Source organism: Polaromonas sp. (assembly GCF_012927485.1).
Taxonomy (GTDB): Bacteria; Pseudomonadota; Gammaproteobacteria; order Burkholderiales; family Burkholderiaceae_C; genus Polaromonas.
In genome coordinates this window covers 247895-269912 of sequence record NZ_JABBPC010000035.1, presented here as the reverse complement: position 1 = coordinate 269912, position 22018 = coordinate 247895, and the positions used below count along the sequence as shown (strand labels likewise).

The 22018-nt window shown below is 57.4% G+C and carries 19 protein-coding genes; 11 read left to right on the top strand and 8 right to left on the bottom strand.

The genetic code is table 11. The features are described 5' to 3' along the window. Positions 1 to 153: 153 nt before the first annotated feature. Positions 154 to 1734 (top strand): glucan biosynthesis protein G, encoded by a 1581-nt coding sequence (locus HHJ16_RS14965; protein WP_296901842.1) that lies wholly within the window; start codon positions 154 to 156, stop codon positions 1732 to 1734. After that, positions 1710 to 3695, top strand: a complete 1986-nt coding sequence (gene mdoH / locus HHJ16_RS14960; protein ID WP_296901841.1) for a glucans biosynthesis glucosyltransferase MdoH — start codon at positions 1710 to 1712, stop codon at positions 3693 to 3695. The genes HHJ16_RS14965 and mdoH overlap by 25 nt, the downstream gene beginning before the upstream one ends. Positions 3696 to 3783: 88 nt before the next feature. On the opposite strand, the gene ffh is transcribed toward mdoH, so the two are convergent. Further along, the gene (gene ffh, locus HHJ16_RS14955; protein ID WP_296901840.1) at positions 3784 to 5142 is read right to left on the bottom strand and encodes a signal recognition particle protein; all 1359 of its coding nucleotides are present in this window, start codon (positions 5140 to 5142) and stop codon (positions 3784 to 3786) included. 88 nt (positions 5143 to 5230) lie between these two features. Here ffh and ccsA point away from each other — a divergent pair, with 88 nt between their 5' ends. From ccsA to HHJ16_RS14910, 9 genes are all read left to right on the top strand, one after another. Then, complete coding sequence (gene ccsA, locus HHJ16_RS14950) at positions 5231 to 6031, top strand: cytochrome c biogenesis protein CcsA (protein WP_296901839.1); 801 nt, start codon at positions 5231 to 5233, stop codon at positions 6029 to 6031. After that, on the top strand, positions 6028 to 6270 hold the full coding sequence (locus HHJ16_RS14945; RefSeq protein ID WP_296901838.1) for a PP0621 family protein: 243 nt from the start codon (positions 6028 to 6030) through the stop codon (positions 6268 to 6270). The genes ccsA and HHJ16_RS14945 overlap by 4 nt, the downstream gene beginning before the upstream one ends. Continuing rightward, positions 6271 to 7989 (top strand): ATP-binding protein, encoded by a 1719-nt coding sequence (locus tag HHJ16_RS14940; protein WP_296901837.1) that lies wholly within the window; start codon positions 6271 to 6273, stop codon positions 7987 to 7989. Positions 7990 to 8005: 16 nt separating this feature from the next. Next, positions 8006 to 9445 carry a sigma-54 dependent transcriptional regulator gene (locus HHJ16_RS14935; protein ID WP_296901835.1) on the top strand — a complete coding sequence of 480 codons (1440 nt, stop codon included), beginning with the start codon at positions 8006 to 8008 and terminating at the stop codon, positions 9443 to 9445. Then, complete coding sequence (ampD, locus tag HHJ16_RS14930) at positions 9432 to 10034, top strand: 1,6-anhydro-N-acetylmuramyl-L-alanine amidase AmpD (protein ID WP_296901833.1); 603 nt, start codon at positions 9432 to 9434, stop codon at positions 10032 to 10034. Before HHJ16_RS14935 ends, ampD begins: the two co-directional genes overlap by 14 nt. Positions 10035 to 10504: 470 nt before the next feature. Then, on the top strand, positions 10505 to 13402 hold the full coding sequence (locus tag HHJ16_RS14925; protein ID WP_296901832.1) for a ribonucleoside-diphosphate reductase subunit alpha: 2898 nt from the start codon (positions 10505 to 10507) through the stop codon (positions 13400 to 13402). A 135-nt stretch (positions 13403 to 13537) separates the two neighbouring features. Continuing rightward, positions 13538 to 14785: a ribonucleotide-diphosphate reductase subunit beta gene (locus tag HHJ16_RS14920; RefSeq protein WP_296901830.1), complete on the top strand. Its 1248-nt coding sequence runs from the start codon at positions 13538 to 13540 to the stop codon at positions 14783 to 14785. Between the two features lie 32 nt (positions 14786 to 14817). Then, on the top strand, positions 14818 to 14970 hold the full coding sequence (locus HHJ16_RS14915) for a hypothetical protein (protein ID WP_296901828.1): 153 nt from the start codon (positions 14818 to 14820) through the stop codon (positions 14968 to 14970). A 14-nt stretch (positions 14971 to 14984) separates the two neighbouring features. Then, a complete protein-coding gene (locus HHJ16_RS14910; protein ID WP_296901826.1) occupies positions 14985 to 15497 on the top strand; it encodes a histone H1-like DNA-binding protein in 513 nt (170 codons plus the stop codon). Positions 15498 to 15697: 200 nt separating this feature from the next. Here the strand turns inward: HHJ16_RS14910 and HHJ16_RS14905 are convergent, their stop codons facing one another. The 7 genes from HHJ16_RS14905 to HHJ16_RS14875 all read right to left on the bottom strand — a co-directional run bounded on the left by HHJ16_RS14905 (position 15698) and on the right by HHJ16_RS14875 (position 21930). Then, positions 15698 to 16600 carry a carbohydrate kinase family protein gene (locus HHJ16_RS14905; protein ID WP_296901824.1) on the bottom strand — a complete coding sequence of 301 codons (903 nt, stop codon included), beginning with the start codon at positions 16598 to 16600 and terminating at the stop codon, positions 15698 to 15700. 16 nt (positions 16601 to 16616) lie between these two features. Then, positions 16617 to 17663 (bottom strand): DUF3426 domain-containing protein, encoded by a 1047-nt coding sequence (locus tag HHJ16_RS14900; protein ID WP_296901822.1) that lies wholly within the window; start codon positions 17661 to 17663, stop codon positions 16617 to 16619. Positions 17664 to 17739: 76 nt separating this feature from the next. After that, complete coding sequence (gene prmA, locus HHJ16_RS14895) at positions 17740 to 18639, bottom strand: 50S ribosomal protein L11 methyltransferase (protein ID WP_296901874.1); 900 nt, start codon at positions 18637 to 18639, stop codon at positions 17740 to 17742. 21 nt (positions 18640 to 18660) lie between these two features. Further along, complete coding sequence (accC, locus tag HHJ16_RS14890; protein ID WP_296901821.1) at positions 18661 to 20010, bottom strand: acetyl-CoA carboxylase biotin carboxylase subunit; 1350 nt, start codon at positions 20008 to 20010, stop codon at positions 18661 to 18663. A 50-nt stretch (positions 20011 to 20060) separates the two neighbouring features. Continuing rightward, positions 20061 to 20501, bottom strand: coding sequence for an acetyl-CoA carboxylase biotin carboxyl carrier protein (gene accB / locus HHJ16_RS14885; protein WP_296901819.1), 441 nt, complete (start codon positions 20499 to 20501; stop codon positions 20061 to 20063). Positions 20502 to 20767: 266 nt separating this feature from the next. Then, on the bottom strand, positions 20768 to 21331 hold the full coding sequence (locus HHJ16_RS14880) for a TlpA disulfide reductase family protein (RefSeq protein WP_296901817.1): 564 nt from the start codon (positions 21329 to 21331) through the stop codon (positions 20768 to 20770). After that, positions 21328 to 21930, bottom strand: coding sequence for a hypothetical protein (locus HHJ16_RS14875; protein ID WP_296901873.1), 603 nt, complete (start codon positions 21928 to 21930; stop codon positions 21328 to 21330). The genes HHJ16_RS14880 and HHJ16_RS14875 overlap by 4 nt, the downstream gene beginning before the upstream one ends. Positions 21931 to 22018: the final 88 nt, after the last annotated feature.

Sequence of the window (22018 nt, the reverse complement as noted above, 5' to 3'; positions counted from 1 at the left end):
TTTCTGTCGCTGTCTGGCGACAAAAAAGCCGTTTTACGACTGGTATTTTCTAAAACGTCCTGATCTTTTCTCAGTTGGAAGGTAGAAATCGTTCCAAGCTGTTGATTTTCATACATTTTTAAAAGCTGGCACAGGGTTTGCCCTAGTCATGCGATGCCAGCTTTTTTTCGCCTTTTTGCCGATACCCTCGCGCTTGCGTCCAGAACTCGATTCGCGACCCTGGCGTGCTTCAGCTTACTGGCTCTGGGCAACGGTCAAGCCCACGCGTGGAGCCTTGAAGACGTTGCCGGACTCGCTCGTCAACACGCCCAGACGTCGTTCCAGGCCGCCCCCGCCACGGTCCCGGCTGAACTCGCAAAGCTGGACTATGACGGTTACCGCGACATCCGTTTCAACCGGGACAGCGCACTGTGGGGTGGCAAGCAGCTACCTTACGAGGCCAACTTTTTCCATGTCGGGCCGCATGGGGACTCCGTCCGGATTCACGAGATTACGCCCGAGGGTGTGAAGCCCGTCCCCTATGACCCTTCCAAGTTCAACTTTGGAAAAAACAAAGTCGCGCCCGAGAGCTGGGGAGACCTCGGTTACGGAGGGCTGAGGGCCTTCAGCAATCTGAACTCGGCCACCTATAAAGACGAATTGATTGTCTTTTTAGGCGCCAGTTATTTCAGGGCGCTGGGAGCGGGTCAACGCTATGGTCTGTCGGCCCGAGGCCTGGCGGTAAACACCGTAGGCGCCGGGCCGGAAGAGTTTCCCCGCTTCACCGACTTCTGGCTGGAACAGCCCGCGCCCGGCGCCCAACAGCTCACTGTCTTCGCCTTGATGGATTCGCAGCACCTGACGGGCGCCTACCGCTTCGATATCAAGCCGGGCGAGCAGACCATCACCGAAGTGCATGCCCGCATCTTCATGCGCGCCTCGGAAAGCCCTGTGGCAACGCTGGGGTTGGCTCCGCTGACGAGCATGTTCTTCTTTGGCGAGAACCAGCCCCGGCCCGGGGACTTCCGCCCGAAAGTGCACGACTCGGACGGATTGATGATCGCCACGGGCGAAGGTGAATGGCTGTGGCGCCCGCTGCAAAATCCCGCGTCACCGCTGGTCACGTCATTCGCCATGAAGAGTTTGAAGGGCTTTGGCCTGATGCAGCGCGACCGGGCGTTTAACAGCTATGAAGACACCGAAGCACGCTATGAACTCCGCCCGAGTGCTTGGGTAACCCCCTTGGGCGAGTGGGGCGCCGGACGCGTCGAACTGCTCCAGTTTGCAACGCCCGACGAAACCCACGACAACGTGGCGGCCTACTGGGTTCCGGAAAAAATGCCTGTACCGGGTCAGTCTTTTGACTTTGCCTACCAAATTGCCTGGCAAGGAAAAAACCAGCAATTGCCGCCCAACGGATGGGTCACGCAATCGCGCCGCGGCACGGGCTACTCAAAGCTTGGCGCCGAGGGACTAAGCCAACAAATCCAGTTCGTCATCGATTTTTCTGGCCCCGCGCTTAGCGCCTTGTCAGAAGACGCGAAGGTAGAGGCCGTCGTGACGGCCAGCGCCAACGCCCGCGTCACGGAAAGCCTGGCTTACCGCAACCCCGCCACAGGCGCTTGGCGCATGACCTTACGCGTCCAGCGATTGAACAATTCAAGTCAACCGGCCCAGCCGATAGAGCTGCGCGCCTTTCTCCAACACGACAACAACACCCTGACCGAAACATGGACCAATCTGATCACACCCTGAGCCGGCGCAACCTCTTGCGCGAAGAACGCCACCCCAATGCGGTCACCGCACCGCCGCTCCATCGCGGTTCCATGGTGCCGCGTCAGTGGCGTGGCTTCTGGAACAGCATTGGCACAGCGGCCCTGCTGCCGATCGCCAGGCTGACGGGCTCGGCGCCGCCTTTACAACCAGCGACCGCTGAAACGCTTGAACCCTGGCAATATGCCGCAGAACGCCGCCGCGCTGTTTTTGTGCTGCTAACCGTCATCAGCACGGCACTCGCCACCAGTCTTTTTGCCGATGTGCAACCCAATTACCACAGCGCCTGGCTGCAGTATGGCCAGATCGCCCTGTTTGCATTGCTATCTGCCTGGGTGGTCACAGGTTTCATGACGGCCATGATGGGGTTTTATGTGACGATACGCGGCGATGCGCACGCTTTGTCGGCCAAAAAGGTCCAGCACGATACGCTAAACGCCGCCACTCGGACTGCCATCATCATGCCCATCTGCAACGAAGATGTGCGCACGGTATTTGCCGGCTTGCGCGCAACCTGCGAATCGGTCGCGGTAACCGGCCATGTGCAGGCCTTCGACGTGTTTGTGCTGTCTGACAGCAACAACCCGGAGATCCAGAAAGCCGAGCGCACCGCGTGGGAAGAATTGCGGGTTGAACTGGCTAGCCAGCCCGACCAGCCGCAAATCGAGGTGTATTACCGCCTGCGCAAGCGTCGCACCGACCGCAAGTCAGGCAATGTCGCTGATTTCTGCCGCCGGTGGGGCAAAGACTACCGCTACATGGTGGTGTTGGACGCCGACAGTGTGATGAGTGGCGACTGCCTGGTTTCGATGGTCAAGCTGATGGAAGCCAACCTTAAGGCCGGCATCATCCAGACCGCAACCCAGGCCATCGGTCATGTCACGCTGCATGCCAGGGCGCAACAGTTCGCCTCACGCGTCACCGGTCGCCTCTTCACGCTGGGCATGCAGTTCTGGCAGATGGGCGAGTCGCACTATTGGGGCCACAACGCCATCATCCGCATCGAGCCCTTCATGCAACACTGCGCGCTGGCACGCATAAAAGGCACGGGCGGCATGTCTGGCAGCATCATGTCGCATGACTTTGTCGAAGCCGCGCTGATGCGCCGCGCAGGCTACCACGTCTGGCTGGTCGCCGATCTGGTGGGCAGCTATGAGCAGCAACCGCCCGACCTGTTGGCTGAGCTGCAGCGCGACCGTCGCTGGTGCCAAGGCAACCTGCAAAACTCGCGGTTGATTGCCGAGCCTGGACTTCATCCGGTGCACCGCTCCATGTTCGGCACGGGCGCCATGGCTTACCTGTCAGCGCCGCTGTGGCTGTGTTTCCTGACACTCGGGACGGCCCTGTGGCTGTCGGGTTCGCCCATGATGACCGACTGGGCGCTGCTGCCCAGCGAGCTTGTGTCGCTCTGGGCATGGACGCTGTGCATGCTATTTTTGCCGCGTATTCTGGGTATTGCAGCCGTGCTGATCAATCGTCAGCAACAGGCATACGGTGGCACCGGCAGCTTGCTGCGTAGCGCACTTCTGGAAACATTGATTGCCCTCTTGCAGGCGCCGATCCGCATGCTGGCCCACTCACTGTTTGTCGCGGTCGCTCTGACCGGACTCAAGCTGGAATGGAAATCACCTCCGCGCGAAGCGGCAGCCGTACCGTGGCGTCATGCGCTGGAGCAACTGGCCCCCATGAGCGGAGTGGTATTGCTTCTGGCGGTCGGCATTGCGATGATTGATGCGCGCGCGCTGGTTTGGCTGGTACCCGTGGGTTTGCCCCTGCTGCTGGCCATTCCAATGACGGTAGTCACCAGCAAGGTGGGCGTCGGCACGGCGATGCGCGCCCAGCACTACTTGCTAATTCCGGAAGAGACCAGGTCCCCTGCCGTGTTGCGCCGCGCTTGGCTGCACGCCAGCAAGTTGGCCAAGCCTAAGCTGAGATCCCTCTGAAGGCTCTGGTGTAGCTGCGATATTTTTAATCGTTAGCTACACCCTCTACTTATTAAGCCAACTTCCCTTTGTAATAAACAAAAGCCTTTTAGAACTTCGGCATGCCTTTCATGCCGCCCATGCGCTTCATCATCTTCATCATGCCGCTGCCCTTCATCTTTTTCATCATGGACTGCATTTGCTCAAATTCTTTCAGCAGACGGTTAACTTCCTGAACGTGCACGCCTGAACCGGCCGCGATGCGCCGCTTACGGGTGGCTTTGATCAATTCAGGCTTGCGGCGCTCCAACGGCGTCATGCTCTGAATGATGCCTTCCTTGCGCTTGATGTCTTTTTCAGCCTTCCCCATGTCAATCTGACCGGCCTTGGCCGCCATTTGCGTCGGCAGCTTTTCGAGCAGGCTGGAGAGCCCGCCCATGTTTTTCATTTGCTGAAGCTGGCTTAGAAAATCACTCAGGTCAAAGCCGTCACCAGACTTTATTTTTGCGGCCAGCTTTTGCGCCGCAGCGATGTCGACCCCGGCGGCTACCTGCTCGACCAACGCGACGATGTCGCCCATTCCCAGAATTCGACTGGCGTGCCGCTCGGCATCAAATACTTCCAGCCCGTCCAGTTTTTCACTGGTACCCGAAAACTTGATCGGGGCGCCGGTAATCTGCCGCACACTCAGCGCCGCGCCGCCGCGAGAATCGCCGTCCGTTTTGGTCAGGATGATGCCGGTCAGCGGCAACGCGTCCTTGAACGCCTTGGCGGTATTGACCGCGTCCTGGCCCTGCATGGCATCGACCACAAACAGCGTTTCGACCGGATTTAGAACCGCGTGCAACTCCTTGATCTCATTCATCAAGACTTCGTCGATGGCGAGGCGGCCTGCCGTATCGACTAGCAGGACGTCAAAAAAATGCTTGCGCGCGTAATCGATAGCGGCTCTGGCAATATCGACGGGCTTTTGATCCGGTGTACTCGGAAACCATTCCGCTCCGGCTTGCCTAGTGACCACCTTAAGCTGCTCAATCGCGGCAGGCCGGTAAACGTCACCCGACACTGTCAGCACTTTTTTCTTGCGCTTTTCAATCAAGTACTTGGCCAGCTTGGCCGTGGTGGTGGTTTTACCCGCGCCCTGCAAGCCGGCCATCAAAATAACCGCAGGCGGTTGCGCCGCCAGATTGATGTCGCTGACGCCTTCGCCCATGGTCGCTGCCAGCTCACGGTTGACAATTCCCACCAGCGCCTGGCCCGGCGAAAGCGAGCCCATCACCTCTTGGCCCAGCGCCTTGTCTTTAACGCGGGCGATGAAGTCGCGCACCACCGGCAGCGCCACGTCGGCCTCCAGCAGGGCCATACGTACCTCGCGCAGCATTTCCTGAACGTTAGTTTCGGTGATGCGGGCCTGACCGCGCATTTCCTTGACGAGGCGGGATAACTTGTCGGTAAGGGCTGAAGCCATCTGTGGGGTCCGGGAAGTGGGAGGGGTGGAGCTCCGCGAGGAGCGCAAAAAGGTCGTGAAAGACCTGACTAAAGGCTAAACTCTAGAGATGATTTTAGCTTTGAACGACTGGTGGGGGTTTGTGCCAGCGGCAGCTGCCGCCACAGCCTATGCGGTAGTTGCGCTGGCCGCCTCCCGCCTGGGTTCCCGCAGCATTCGCGGCGTGTTGCTGGCGGCCTGGTTACTGCACGCCTTGACATTGGCCAACGGCCTGCTGGGCGTCCCCCCCCGTTTTGGTTTTGCACCTGCGCTGTCCATGACGGTCTGGTTGGTGTTGGCCGTCTATGCAATTGAAAGCCGCTTGTTCCCGCAGCTTCAGCCGCATTGGGCACTAACCGGGCTGGGCAGCTTCGCGGTCATCCTGCCGCTCATTTTCCCCGGCACCAATTACCAGATGGTTGCGTCGCCCTGGCTTCCTCTGCACTGGGCTTTGGGCATTGCTTCCTATGGGCTGTTTGCCGCAGCAGTGGTGCACGGCTGGCTGATGACCCGGTCCGAACGCGCGATCCGATTGGCGTCGCAAACGGACAGCGGCGTACCGCTGCTGACACTGGAACGTCTCACCTTTCGCTTTGTTGAAGCGGGGTTTTTATTGCTTTCAGCGAGTTTGCTGGTGGGTTGGGTATTTGCCGAGACACTTTACGGGCCCGGTCTAGCTTGGAAGTTGAACCACAAAACGGTATTTTCCGTGCTGGCTTGGCTGACCTTCGCGGGTTTGCTGGTCGGGCGTGCCCGGCTCGGCTGGCGCGGTCTCAAGGCTGTTCGCGTGCTGTACCTGGGTTCGGGACTGCTGTTACTCGGCTATATCGGCTCGAGTTTTGTACTTGAAGTTATCTTGAAACGGCCATGAAGTACCTACTGATCATCGCGATCGTGCTGATCGTTTTCTGGCTCTGGCGCAACAACCGGCAGGCCGAAAGAAATGAGGCGGCCGGTGCTCGCTCCCGCGCGCCTTCAAGCCGGGAAAGCGAGGTCATGGAGATGGTGGCCTGCGACTTCTGCCACGTCCATCTGCCACGGTCTGACGCCCTGATCGGTCCTAAAGGGATCTATTGCAGTGATGCGCATCGCCGCGAGGCCAAAGGCTAAATGCCGCCAAAAGTCCACGCTTGGCTGGAATCTGCGAAGAGAAATTCCGGGGCTTGGGAGGTCGCTCCCGAGTTAGGCGCTTTTGGCCGTCTCTGGCGTGTTTTTATGACGGCCCGCGTCACGATTGCCAGCGTGCTGGTGGTCCTGCAGGCGTTCGTCTATGCCTTGGGTCATACGGCTGATCGGTGGTCTTTCGCCATCTGCATTGTTTACCTGTGCGCCACGCTGGCGGTGCGATTGTGGGGCCGGCCTTACCCACCCGGCAGCACGTTTGATGCGCAATGGCTGGCAACGGTCGGCGTCGATATCGTCACGTTCTCCGCACTGAATTCTCTGCAATCAGGTGGAATTAGTTACACCCCCCTGTTTGCACTGCCGGTGCTGTTGTCCTCGGTACTCGGGCCGATTTTGCTGGCTTTCGGTACGGCTGCCAGCGTGACGCTGCTGCTGCTTGCCGACGCCTGGTGGAATTTCCTGCAAGTGCCTGGAGATTTAAACGCGCGCTTTTTGCAGGCTGGCCTGAGCGGCTTTGGGTTTTTTCTGGTGGCGCTTCTGGCTAACCAACTGGCCCTGCGGCTGGCACGGGAAGAGCAGCGGGCCAAGACCAGCCAGTCCGCTGCGCGAATGCAAGTCTTGGTCAATGAACTGGTGGTTGATGCGCTGGCCGACGGCGTTTTGGTGGTCGATGTCAACGGCATGGTGCGTTCCGCCAACCCGGCTTCCCGGCGCTTGCTGGCCACGCGGGAGGCTTTTCACACCACCCCTTTCGGGCTCGCCGCGGAAGCCGCCTGGCACCCTTTGGCCGAACTGATGCGCCGCACGTTCGCCCTGAAGTCGCCCCAAGAGGCCGACATCAGCGTTGAATATCCGGCCCACAACGCCAGGCGGCTCCGCGTGCGTACGCGCCTTGCCGCTTCTCAAAGCAACACGCATGAAAGCCTGTGTGTGATGTTTCTCGAGGACCTGCGAGAAATGGAAGCGCGTGTGCGTACCGAAAAAATGGCGGCCATGGGACGCATGTCGGCAGCGGTGGCCCACGAAATCCGAAACCCGCTGGCAGCCATTTCGCAAGCCAACGCCTTGCTGGAAGAAGACCTGAAGGATGCCGGTCACCTGCAGCTGACCACCCTGGTCAAGCAAAACGCGCAGCGATTGAACAAAATTGTTGAAGAAGTGCTGGACATTTCAAGAGCCCAGGAGCAAATAACCACGCCTCAAACAACCACGTTAAGACTGGATGATGCGCTCGTCCGCATCGTGGCAGACTGGGCCGTTCAAGCCACGGCATCACAGCGGATGCACGTGACGGCAGACTCGGCAAATACAACGGTGTGGTTTGAGGCGGAGCACTTGCGGCGTCTTATGATCAACCTGCTGGACAATGCTTTGCGTTACGCCAGTATTTCAGCCCATGCGATTGAAGTAAGTACGGAGATGATGGCGTCGGGGCAAGTGCGGCTGGCCGTATGGAGCGATGGTCCACCCCTGGAAAAAACGGTCCAGACACACCTGTTCGAACCCTTCTTCTCTTCGGAAAGCCGCTCTAGCGGGCTCGGCCTCTATATCTGCAGGGAGCTGTGCGAACGCCACGGCGCCCTGATTAGCTACCAGCGCGCACTGCGCACAAGCATCGAAGGCAATGAATTTTTTATCTTGTTCAGGCCGGCTTCGCAGCCCTTGAATCCCCGTACGCCCTCTTTTGAGACCCTCGTTATCTGAGACCAGGAGCCTGCCAGTGCCCTCCCACAAACCCGCCCACATCCTTGTCATCGATGATGAGCCGGATCTACGCACCCTCTACGAGCTAACGCTACTCAGGGAGGGTTACCGGGTGGAAGCTGCTGGCGATCTGCTGCAGGCGCGCGAGCAACTTAAGGAACATCGCTTCGATGCGGTCATCACCGACATGCGCCTGCCCGACGGGCTGGGGCTTGAACTGCTGCGCGACATGATGACCCAGCAGCGACCGGAACGCTGCGTGGTGATAACCGCGCACGGCTCTGCGGAAAATGCAGTAGAGGCCCTCAAAGCCGGGGCCTTTGACTATCTCACCAAACCCGTGGACCTCAAGCAGTTCCGTAGCGTGATCGCGTCAGCGATCCAAGGCACCAAAAGTCTGGAGCTAACCGCCAAGGGCAATCGAATCGAATCGGGGCCTGACGCGGGGCTTGCCGCGCCGATACCTTTCAAATCAACAGCGCTCCCATCGGGCAATGCTTCCGTGCTGTTGCAAAAGCTGGTGGGCGAATCGCCTGCCATGCAGGCCGTCAAGTCGCGCATTGTCAAAGTGGCCGGCAGCATGGCGCCTGTTTTGATACAGGGCGAATCGGGCACTGGTAAAGAGCTGGTCGCGCGCGCAGTGCATGGTTGCAGCCACCGGGCAGCCGGACCGTTTGTTGCGGTGAACTGCAGTGCGATTCCCGAAAGCTTGCTGGAAGCAGAATTTTTTGGCGCACGTAAAGGGGCCTATACAGGCTCGGCGCAAGACCGGGAAGGCTATTTCCAGGCGGCCAAAAATGGCACGCTGTTCCTTGATGAAATTGGCGACTTGCCGCTGGCCATGCAATCCAAACTGCTGCGTGCGATTCAGGAGCGCGCGGTGCGGCCTTTGGGCTCTCCGCAGGAAGAGGCGGTTGACGTGCGCATTGTCAGCGCAACGCACAAAGACCTGGCGGCGGAGGTACTGGCGGGAAGTTTCCGCCAGGATTTATATTACCGCCTTAACGTGATTGAAATTGTCGTGCCCCCGCTGCGCGAACGGCGCGAAGACTTGCCCGCGCTCTGTACCGCTCTGCTTTCAAAAATTTGTCAGGAGTCCGGTTTCAACCTGCCCGAGCTGACGGGCGCCGTGATGGAGCGCCTGTGCGCGCGGCCCTTCAACGGCAATGTACGGGAGCTGGAAAATATCCTGCACCGCGCGGTGGCACTTGGTGACGGCGGTGACTTGCATTTTGATGCGCCACTCGAAAGTTATGTGGCCGTCCCGGAAAATCTTCAGGATTTCCTGGACCAGCAGGAGCGAAGTATCCTGTCAAAGGTATTACAGGAAACCGGCTTTAACCGAACGGCGGCGGCTTCGAGGCTGGGTATGAGCCTGCGCCAGATCCGCTATCGCATTGCACGTCTGAACATCGAGACACCGAGCAACGATGACGCCTCCGATGACCCCGCCTGAATGCCACGGCATTTCCGTTAGCACGGCCTTATGGCGGGATGGCTGGTACCAATATGCGCGCCTGCTCCCGTCGCCAAACTACGGGCCGCGCCCTGCCAGCGCGCAAATTGATCTCATCGTCATCCACTCCATCAGCCTCCCGCCGGGGGAGTTTGACAATGGCAACGTGCAGCGCCTCTTCATCAATCAACTGGACTGGGAAGCCCACGCTTACTTTCAGAGCATTAAGGGTTTTGAGGTATCGTCGCACTTTTTTATCACACGCTTAGGCGCGTTGTGGCAATTTGTGGCTTGTGGCGAGCGGGCTTGGCACGCCGGGGAGTCGAGCTACCGGGGGCGAAAGAATTGCAATGACGATTCCATCGGCATCGAGCTCGAAGGCCTGGAGGGCGGCACGTTTGAAGCACCTCAATACGAGACGCTGGCAGGACTGTCAGCCGCGCTGCTTCAGGCCTACCCGATTGCGCACATTGCCGGGCACGAACATATCGCTCCAGGGCGCAAGCGGGACCCCGGCGCAGGTTTTGACTGGCCTTTGTTGCAACGTTCGCTGGCTTTACCTGCTAGGTATTTTCCCGCAATCAGCTGATCGGCATCAGTTCAGCAAGCCTTGCATTCGGACGCACCTTACGGCTGAAAAACGCCGGCTATTTTTTGACTACTCCAACGCTGGCAGGCGTTGACCGCAGGAAATCGGTGGGAAGTCGCGCCAGCGCGCAGTTTGGCTTGCCGGTGCCCGATTTAATCAGGGTTTCACGCCTGTTTGGTTGATCGGTAAACCAGCCGCATGAGGCGTCCAAACCAGCGCAAAAAAATCTGAAAAAGTAACACTGAACTTTAGACGGCGATACACTAGGGGTAGTGGCTTGTATTACATCAGCACCCTAGGTATAGTGTCTAAGACCAAATCCTGGTTTGATAAAAATCATCGATTCAAGCGCTGAAATGAAACGTTGAGCCAAAGAGAAAATTAGTCTTCCTACGGTCCAAAAATTACGCCAGGCCACCCATCAGATTCAAACCGCAAGCCGGTCGTCAAGCACAACAAAAGAGGAAACCATGCAAACAGCACAACACGCGGTGTCCGCTCCATCCAACGTTCTCGAACATAACGATATCAACGTACCCGCCAACCCTTTCTCTCAGTACCAGATCATTCGCCGCAATGGCGCCGTGGTGCCATTCGAACCCAGCAAGATCGCCGTGGCCATGATGAAAGCCTTTCTGGCCGTGCATGGCACGCAAGGCGCGGCTTCGGCAAGCGTTCGCGAAACGGTCGACACCCTGACCCAGACTGTCATTCGTGCCTTGATGCGCTCGCGTCCTAGCGGGGGTACCTTTCACATCGAAGATGTACAGGACCAGGTTGAACTGGGCCTGATGCGCGGAAGCCACCATGAGATTGCCCGCGCTTACGTGTTGTACCGAGAAAAACGCACTCAGGAACGCGCCAGTCAAACGGAAAATCAAACGCCTGATGCCCCATTGCTGCATGTAATGGATGGCGGGAAAAAAGTTGCGCTTGATCTCCGCAACCTGCGGGCGCTGATTGAAGCTTCCTGTGCCAATCTGGGCGCAGAGGTCAAAGCCGAGCCGATTGTTGCGGAAACCATGCGCAACCTGTACGACGGCGTTCCGATCGAGGAGGTCTACAAGGCTTCCATCCTGGCGGCCCGCACCCTGATTGAAAAGGATCCTGATTACACCTACGTCACGGCCCGCTTGCTGATGCACACCATCCGCAAGGAAGTTCTGGGCGAAGAAGTCAGTCAGGAAGACATGGCGATTCGGTATGCCGAGTACTTTCCAGAGTTCATCGCCAAAGGCGTCCAGAACGAACTGCTCGACGGAAAGCTTCAGCAGTTTGATTTGACGCGCTTAGGTGCGGCGCTCAAGCCTGAGCGCGACTTAAAGTTTGATTACCTCGGACTGCAGACTCTGTTCGACCGCTACTTCCTGCATGTACGCAAGCAGCGCATTGAACTACCACAGGCTTTTTTTATGCGCGTGGCCATGGGACTCTCTCTGAATGAGAGCAACCGCGAAGAGCGGGCGATCGAGTTTTACGAAATACTTTCTTCGTTTGACTTCATGTCAAGCACCCCGACGCTCTTCAATGCGGGCACACTGCGCTCGCAACTATCGTCCTGTTACCTCACCACGGTGGCCGATGACCTGGGTGGCATTTACGACGCCATCAAGGAAAACGCCTTGCTGTCCAAGTTCGCTGGCGGCCTCGGCAACGACTGGACGCCCGTGCGGGCTATGGGCGCTCATATCAAGGGTACCAATGGCGAATCTCAAGGCGTGGTGCCTTTCCTGAAAGTAGTCAACGACACTGCCGTGGCGGTCAACCAGGGCGGCAAGCGCAAGGGTGCGGTCTGCGCCTACCTGGAAACATGGCACCTCGATATCGAGGAATTTCTGGAACTGCGCAAAAACACCGGGGATGATCGCCGCCGCACGCACGACATGAATACCGCCAACTGGATTCCCGATCTCTTTATGCGCCGCGTGATGGAAAAAGGCACCTGGACCCTGTTCTCGCCCTCGGATACCCCGGACCTGCACGACAAGTACGGCCAGGAATTCGAAAAGATCTACACCGCTTACGAAGCCCAGGCCGAGCGGGGCGAACTGCGACCGGCCCGAAAACTGCAAGCCACGGACATGTGGCGCAAGATGTTGTCGATGCTGTTCGAGACCGGGCACCCGTGGATTACGTTCAAGGATGCCTGCAATATCCGCTCCCCGCAACAGCATGTGGGTGTCGTGCACTCCTCTAATCTTTGCACCGAGATCACACTCAACACCAGCGCGACTGAAACTGCCGTCTGCAACCTCGGCTCGGTCAATCTGGTCCAGCACTTGAAAGCTGGCGCGATTGATCAGGAGAAGCTCAAAAAGACCATCACCACCGCCATGCGGATGCTGGACAACGTCATCGACATCAATTACTACGCCGTCGAAAAGGCACGCAACTCCAACCTGCGCCATCGCCCGGTCGGCCTGGGCATCATGGGCTTCCAGGACTGCCTGTATGAACTGCGGGTCCCCTACGCATCGGACGCGGCGGTGGAATTCGCCGACACGTCCATGGAAGCGGTCTGCTACCACGCGTATTGGGCGTCCACCGAGCTGGCCAAAGAGCGTGGCAAGTATGAGAGCTACCAAGGCTCGCTCTGGGACCAGGGCATCCTGCCTCTGGACACGCTGGACATGCTGGCGCAAGAGCGCGGTGGCTATGTTGAAGTGGATCGTTCAACCACCTTGGACTGGGCGCTTCTGCGCAAGAAAATTGCCCACGACGGCATGCGGAACTCCAACTGCGTCGCGATTGCCCCGACCGCCACCATCTCCAACATCATTGGGGTAGATGCCTGTATCGAACCCTGCTTCGGCAACCTCTCGGTGAAGTCCAACCTGTCTGGTGAATTCACGGTGATCAACGACTATCTGGTTCGTGATCTAAAACGTTTGGGCCTGTGGGACGAGGTAATGGTTGTGGACCTCAAGCACTTTGATGGTTCCCTCCGTCCGATAGATCGGGTGCCCCAGGACATCAAGGCGCTGTATGCGACCGCTTTTGAAGTGGAAACCTCGTGGATCGTAGAAGCCGCTGCCCGCCGTCAGAAATGGATTGATCAAGCACAGTCGCTCAATATTTATATGGCTGGCGCCTCTGGTAAAAAGCTCGACGACACCTACAAGCTCGCCTGGTTGCGGGGACTGAAAACCACTTACTACCTGCGCACCATGGGGGCCACACACGCCGAAAAATCAACCGTAAAAGCGGGCAAGCTCAACGCTGTTTCATCAGGTACCGAGGCGGCAAACATCGGCATGAGTGCGTTGGAGTCGGCGGCCTCTGCTGCACAGGTTCAGTTGAATGTATCCGCTGCAACCGACATCAAGTTCTGTGCAATCGACGACCCAGGTTGCGAGGCATGCCAATAAAAAAACAGACGCACCATGCGATGAAATTTCTTGCCCAATTCGGTGCAATTGAGCAACACTAATTTGCAGCGATGTGAATGAATACTTTTCATTTCTTATCGCTGCTTTCATAATCAGAAAATATTGGAAACCTCTATGTTGACCTGGGACGAAGAAGTCAAACCATCATTGCAAAAATCTCTTTCCAGCAGCTCGCCCGTCGGCCGCTCGATGGAACTCCCGCCGCTTTCTTTTACCTCCGCTCCGGAGTCATTAGCGCAAGAGCTCACGCCGCATAGCGACGCTTTTTTATCGGCTGAGGTTGTCGCACCGGTCCAAACTTCAATCACAACCAGTACCTCCGCCGCGGTGCCAGCCGCCAAACCAGCGCGCGTCAAGGCGTCTGACAAACGCATCATCAACGGTCAGACTGACGTGAACCAGCTGGTACCGTTCAAATACAAATGGGCTTGGGAAAAATACCTCGCCTCCTGCGCCAATCACTGGATGCCGCAGGAAGTCAACATGACCCGCGACATCGCGCTGTGGAAAGACCCGAACGGCCTGACCGAAGACGAGCGCCGCCTGGTCAAACGCAACCTGGGTTTCTTTACGACTGCCGACTCGCTCGCAGCCAACAATATCGTGCTCGGAACATACCGGCACATCACGGCGCCCGAATGCCGGCAGTTTCTGCTGCGCCAGGCTTTTGAAGAAGCCATTCATACGCACGCCTACCAATACATCACCGAGTCGCTTGGTTTGGACGAGGGCGAGATTTTCAACGCCTACAACGAGGTGCAGTCCATCAAGGACAAAGACCAGTTTCTGATTCCGTTCATTGCAGTGATCTCCGATCCGAACTTCAAAACCGGTACGACCGAAGCCGACCAGACCCTGCTCAAATCACTGATCGTTTTCGCCTGCCTGATGGAAGGCCTGTTCTTCTATGTCGGCTTCACGCAGATTCTTGCGCTGGGTCGTCAAAACAAAATGACCGGCGCGGCCGAGCAGTACCAGTACATCCTGCGCGACGAATCCATGCACTGCAACTTTGGCATTGACTTAATCAATCAGCTCAAGCTGGAGAATCCACACCTCTGGACTGCGGAGTTCAAGGCGGAGATCAAGGACCTGTTCATGAAAGCAGTTGAACTGGAGTACCGCTATGCGGAGGACACCATGCCAAGAGGCGTGCTGGGCCTCAATGCCTCCATGTTCAAAGGCTACCTTCGCTACATTGCCAATCGTCGTGCCACCCAAATTGGGCTTGAAACTCTGTTCCCCAACGAGGAAAATCCATTTCCCTGGATGAGCGAGATGATCGACCTGAAAAAAGAACGCAACTTTTTTGAAACCCGCGTGATTGAGTACCAGTCCGGTGGTGCACTTTCCTGGGATTGATGGACGCAAAAAAGTGCAAATGACGCACCACAATGATTTCTAGAATTGCAATGACCAATGCCAGCACCGCAGAGTGCGCGTTGGGCTTTGCTCCTGTGTTCGCGGCGCTGGGCTCGGTTACCCGACAGCCCAACGCCTTGAATCGCTTCGCGTACTCCAGCCGTGAAGTGCAATTTGCAATGTGATCAAGGAGAAAACTATGGCAACTGCGAAAAAACCAGCAGCTAAAAAAGCTGCACCCCAGAAAGCACCGGCTAAAAAAGTAATCGCTACCAAAGCGCCGGCTAAGAAAGCGGCTGCTAAAAAAGTAGTGGCAAAAAAAGCACCGGCGAAAAAAGCGCCTGCTAAAAAGGCGCCGGCTAAAAAAGTAGCGGCCAAAAAGCCAGTAGCGAAAAAAGTAGTGGCGAAAAAAGCACCGGCCAAAAAAGCCTCTGCTAAAAAAGTGGCAGCGAAAAAGGCACCGGCTAAGAAAGCGGCTGCTAAAAAAGTAGCTACAAAAAGTACTGCTGCAAAAAAGGTAGTAAAGAAAGCGGCTACAAAGAAAGTTGCTGCGAAAAAGCCTGCCGCCAAGAAAGCTGCGAAAAAGCCCGCTGCCAAGAAAGCCGCGAAAAAACCCGCTGCCCCAGCATCTGCTTTAGCGGCTACTCCAGCGGCTCAAACGACGCTGAACCCGCAAGCAGCCTGGCCGTTTCCAACAGCCAGCAAGCCTTAAACAGCAAGGTCTGTCGGCTTGAAGCCCGATGTCGCAAGATATCGGGCTTTTTTTGTTGGGCTCTTACGTAGAGGCTATTTTCTTACGCCGCCAGCTAGCGCGCGAGCCGCGTCTAGTCAGCGCCAAAGCTGAGCAAGTAAATCAGCCAAAAAGAATAGTTGCTCTTAATTAAATAGCAGCAAGCGTCCATGCCGAAAGCGCTATTCTTTTAATTGTGCAGCACCTAGTGTGTAGTTTTGCCCGCCCCGGGTGGTAATCTTGTGCGCGCCGACACGGTTACCCAGAGCGGCACATCGCAGCAGCGACCAACCCTGCTCCAGCCCATAAAGTAGCGCCCCGCGGAACGCATCACCGCAGCCGGTCGGATCGATCACCGTCTCGACTTTTATCGGCGGCACTACTGTTTTATCGCCCCCGGTCCAGACCTCGGAACCCTCGGCTCCAAGCGTCACCACCAAGCCCTGCACCCGCCGGGATATCTCAGCGCAAGACAGGCCGGTCCGGTCACAAAGCATTTTGGCTTCGTAATCATTAACGGTCACCCAGCTCGCCAGTTCGACAAAGTGGGCGAGTTCCCTGCCGTCAAACATGGGCAGGCCCTGGCCCGGATCAAAAACAAACGGAATGTCAGCCGCCTTGAACTGCTCGGCATGCTGCAGCATGGCCTCGCGTCCGTCCGGCGAAATCATGCCCAGCTTGATATCACTGCGCGCCTCGATCCGGGAGACGTGCGCTTGCATCATCGCGCCCGGGTGAAAAGCGGTGATCTGATTATTGTTGCGGTCGGTCATGATCATGGCCTGCGCGGTATACGCATCACCGGCTTGACGAACAAACTCGGTGCTGATGCCCTGTTTTTTCATGCGCGCCAGGTAGTCCGCGCCGTCGCTACCGAGCGTGGCCATGGGCAAGGGTGTGCCGCCGAGCTGCCGCAGGCTGTAAGCGACGTTACCGGCGCAGCCCCCAAACTCGCGGCGCAGGGAGGGCACCAGAAAAGACACATTGAGAATGTGCAACTGGTCAGGCAGGATCTGCTCGGAAAAGCGGCCCTCAAAAGTCATGATGATGTCAAACGCCAGAGAGCCGCAAATTACAGTAGACATTCAGTTCTCGTTTCGATCAGGGGTAAAAAGCAAAGAGGCGGTAGCCGGCTATCCGCGAAGGCCCAGGGGCCGTAGACGACGCTTGCGACGACGAGCCTGCGGGACTTGCGTCGCCGGATACCTTCATGGTCACGGCACCGGCCAACTCGGAGTGCGCGGCCAGCCTGCCAGGGCTTGTGCCAAACTGGAGGGGCGCCAAAACGCGACGCACGACTACCTGGTCTTGGGCGTCGGTCAGGGCCACCTCAAGAGAGGGTATTTCGAGGGGCAGCTCACCCGTGTTCTTGAACACGAAACTAAGGCGATAGATCTCAAGGCCGATTTTGTTGAAAGTTGAGCTCTCAATCACCAGCGACTCAATATGGCGCGGCGACCGAATTTCACAGCCAAGGTGGCCGCAAATTGTCTGAAGCAGCGGGGCGAAGCGGGGTTCCAGGGCCGCCAAGTCGTCTTTTTGCTGCATCACCCACTGCAAGGTCAGAGCCACCAACAGCAAAAGAGACAGTACACCGAGCGACCAGCGCGCCCGCGGCTTTTTCCAGAAGGCTTTGCGCTGTGCTTCACGCACAAAAGAAACAGCTTCTTCAACTTCGGTATCCGCCAGCTCCGAAGGTTCGGCGTCTGACTCATCCACCGTCGCCGTATGCACCAGCTCTGGCCGATGTGGCGGCGTATTGACCGGTGCTGCGTCAGGCTGTAAGGCTTCCGCGTCTTGCTGATGGCGTTCCTGCCGCGCCTGCTTCCAGCTTGCCGGGTCAAAATCGGCGGCACTGTCGGGGGAGGCATCATCCGGTTCGGACGTCGCCTGCGTCGGATGCGAAGGAACAGGCGTCAAGGTTTCTGGCTTCTGCGACTGAGACGCCCGCTCAAGCGCCGGTAGATCATCAGACGTCAAGCCTGAAAGTCGCGGCTCTGTAGCGGTTTCAGCCGGCAGCAGCAGCGCTGCAGCATCAAACACTTCAGCGCAACGCCCGCAGCGTACCCAGCCTTGCGATACTTTGAGTTGATCGGTCACGACTTTGAACATCGTGCCGCATGCGGGGCAGCGCGTTATCAGGCTCATTTAGCGCCGTATTGTAGGGGTCGCTGCGAAGAAACAGACGCTGAAAAGCGCTTTTAGAGAGGCGTTTGACATCCGGTCAAAGCTTCGCAGTCATCAGGATCCAGCCTTCTTCCTCGTCCTGTATCTGAAGCCGGCAATACGGTGCATAAGCATTTTTGAGTTCATCCGCTTGCCGCGCAAGAATGCCAGCGAGCACCAGATTACCGCCGTTGGCAACGTGGGAGCACAGTAGCGGCGCCAGCACTCTCAAAGGCGTGGCAAGAATATTGGCAAGCACGGTCTGATAGGTCCCCACGGCTTTGTCGGGCAAACCAACGTGCAGGCTGACATGATTGGCTTCTGCATTGGCGCGTGTGGCACCGACCGCCGCTTCGTCAATATCGACCGCGTCAATATCCACCGCCCCAAACTTCGCCGCACCGATGGCGAGAATGCCTGAGCCACAGCCATAGTCCAGCACCCGTCCCAACGGGTTGGGCGAGGCGGCAAGCCCGGGGATGTTTGCTATCCAGCGCAGGCACATACGGGTTGTGGGATGGGTTCCCGTTCCAAAAGCCAAACCGGGATCAAGCCGTATTACTTGCTTGGCCTGGACCGGCGGTTGGTGCCAGGTCGGCACGATCCAGAACTCGGGTGTGATCTCCACCGGCTTGAATTGCGACTGGGTCAACCGCACCCAGTCTTGCTCAGGCACTGGATTGATGGCGACCAACTGGCAGCCGGCAAAAAAGTCCTGAGCGGCAAGAACTGAAGCGGCATCCCTCGCTAAAGCCTCGGTGGCAAACAGCGACACCAGACGCGACCGTTCCCAGCCTTCTTTAGGCGGCGGCATGCCGGGCTCCCCAAAAAGGGCTTGCTCGGCAGGCGTCTGGGCGTCCGCATCTTCCACCGATACGCTTAAAGCATCCAGGGCGTCCAGCGCCTCACTGAGCGTCTCCACTGCGTGAACGGGCGCCAGCAAAATGACTTCGAACAGGCTCATGGCGCGGGCCTACGTTCAGCGTTCACGCTTTGAAAGCCACTCTTCAAGATAATGGATGTTGGTGCCACCGTCCATGAACTTGGCATCCACCATCAACTCGCGGTGCAGCGGAATATTGGTATTGATGCCCTCAACCACGGTCTCGGCCAGTGCCGTGCGCATGCGTGCCAGCGCCTGCTCACGGGTATCGCCGTGAACAATGATCTTGCCGATCATCGAGTCATAGTTGGAAGGCACCACGTAGTTGGCGTAGATATGCGAGTCCACCCGCACCCCGGGACCACCCGGTGTATGCCATGTCGTGATCCGTCCTGGCGAGGGGATGAACTTGTAAGGATCTTCCGCGTTGATGCGACATTCAATCGAATGGCCCCTGAGCTGGATATCCCGCTGCATGAACGGTAGTTTTTCGCCCGCCGCCACCATGATCTGGGTTCTCACGATGTCAATGCCCGTGATCCACTCCGTGACCGGGTGCTCCACCTGCACGCGGGTATTCATCTCAATAAAATAAAACTCGCCATTTTCAAAAAGAAACTCGAATGTACCGGCGCCACGGTAGCCAATTTTCTTGACGGCCGCCACACAGCGCTCGCCAATTTTTTCAATCAGCTTGCGCGGAATTCCTGGTGCCGGGGCTTCTTCAATGATTTTTTGGTGGCGGCGCTGCATGGAACAGTCGCGCTCTCCAAGCCAGACCGCGTTCTTATACTGGTCAGCCAAAATCTGGATTTCGATGTGCCGCGGGTTCTGCAGGAATTTCTCCATGTAGACCTCGGGATTTCCGAACGCCGCAGCCGCTTCGGCTTTGGTGGTTTGCACCGCATGGAGCAGGGCCGCTTCGGTGTGCACCACGCGCATGCCGCGCCCACCGCCGCCGCCAGCCGCTTTGATAATCACGGGGTAGCCGACTTGCTTGGCGGTTCGCTTGATGATGGCGGGCTCATCCGGCAATGCGCCCTCAGAGCCCGGCACGCAGGGCACGCCCGCTTTGATCATGGTCTGCTTGGCCGATACCTTGTCGCCCATGATGCGGATCGATTCCGGCGAAGGACCGATGAACTTGAAGCCGCTTTTTTCCACCCGCTCGGCAAAGTCGGCGTTTTCGCTCAAAAAACCGTAGCCAGGATGAATGGCTTCGGCGTCAGTCACTTCCGCCGCCGAAATAATGGCGGGCATATTGAGATAACTCTTGGCCGACGCCGCCGGTCCGATGCACACCGACTCATCCGCCAGCTTGATGTATTTCGCCTCACGGTCCGCTTCGGAATAAACCATCACAGCCTTGATGCCGAGTTCCCGGCAGGCACGCTGGATGCGAAGAGCAATTTCACCGCGATTGGCGATCAGTATTTTTTTAAACATGCGTCGAAAGGCTAAGTCTGGCGAGTTGGGCAGATGGACGAACGGCCCACTTACTCAATTATGAAGAGCGGTTGCCCGTATTCGACGGCTTGACCATTTTCCGAAAGGATCTTGGTGATGGTGCCAGCCTTGTCTGCCTCGATTTCGTTGAGAATCTTCATGGCCTCAATAATGCAGATCGTTTCGCCTTCCCTGACCACACTGCCAATTTCCACATAAGATTGAGCGCCAGGGCTGGAAGACCGGTAAAACGTACCGACCATGGGGGACTTGACTGCGTGACCGACCTGTACCGGTGTCTGGATGTCGGCTGCAGCGGGCACGCCGGACATCGGGACGGCCACCATCGTCATGGCAGGTTGCTGCATCATCAACGGAACGCCGCTGGATTTGACAATGCGGACTTTACCTTCGGCTTCAGTAATCTCAAGTTCGGACACGTTGGACTCTGAAACCAAATCGATCAGGGTCTTGAGTTTTCTTAAATCCATAAATTCTCTCCAACTACATAGATGCCGGCGCAAAGATTGAAGCGCGCAGCTTTGAATTAATCTGGAGTCGATTCGCCTATCGAGGCGTGCACCGATCTTCCTTCTTTTTTCGCTTACTCCCTGCTTTTACGCTTTAAAGCACTCATCAGTAAATTATTTTGCAGGCGCGTACCGGGCTGATCCGGCAAAACCCAGAGTTTACCTCAAGCCTAGATTCAGCCAAACAGGGTGCGGAACGCGTTTAGGCGCGTTGCATCACCTGTTAGTTATTTGAGTTGCGCCCACAGCGCGAGGTCTTCGGGTGAGACTTTTCCAATCTTGCGATGAAGCAACTGACCCGACGCGCCAAACACCACGGAAAAAGGCAAACTGCCCGCTACGTTGCCTAGCGATTTGCTGAGTTCCGTTCCCGCCAAGCCCGCCATACCCACCGGAAAATTCAGCGGTTTGGTCTGCAACCAAGTCCGCACGGCGCTGGGCTGATCAACCGCCAAACCCACTACCTGCAAGTTCTTATCTTTATTTTCCTGGTAAAAGTAGTCCAGCAAAGGCAGCTCTTCCACACAGGGGGGGCACCAGGTGGCCCAGAAATTTACCAGCAACAGCTTGCCCCGAAAGCTGCTCATAGAAAGCTTCTTCCCGTCGGGCGTGTCGAAGCTCACGTTCCAGAACGACTGGGCGGCAGACGCCTGGGCAGCAGGGTCGGCCGCACCTGCACCCGGGCTCGCCTCTTTCACGGCATGGGGCTGAAATTTCCACCACGCCGCACCGGCGCCAGCCAGGGCCGCTGCGACTGCGACGCCGCCATAAAGCATATTTCTGCGATTCACTTTTCAGACTCCAAAGAACTAACCATTAATTTTTGCACAGCGGCGAAGTCGCCGCGCGGTTTACGGCCTTTGGCATCGACGCGCAAGGCACCGCGCAGGTCGTCATGGTCATAGACCATCAGGTGCACGCCGACGGTCTCATTCAAAGGTTTACAAACACTTCGCAGACTGAGCGCTTCCACATTACCGCCGGTAAAGCCCGTTACCGTGCGAGGCTCATAGTCCACATTGTGCTCAATCAAGGCAATTTCGGCCGACTTCGAGTCGTCACAAAACAATTGGATATAGATATCCGACCGTCGCGTGGCGGTGCCATGCCAGACTGCGCCGCCCAAATAGGGGCGGAATTGCGGCAATCGTGCCATCCAAACCAGCGCCAGCGCGCGTAGCGCTGCCAACTCGATGGGCTGGGTGTCGGCGCAAAACAGCGCGATGTAATCGCGCACCGCGTCTTCAAGCTCATCATTGCCGGGCAGCTCGGTACGCGTGGGCAGCCCCATCTGTTTAGCCGCACGGCGTTTGGCCTGGCCATATTCCAGACCTTCTTCTACAACAAGGGTAGCGGCGGTGGCCGCAATTTCGGATTTGAGAGTATGCAATTTCAAGTGCGCTCGGCTAAGGCCCTGAGCGGCCATTTTGTGAACAAGTTGGATCACAAACGATTGTGCCCATTTAGTCCTCCGCCAG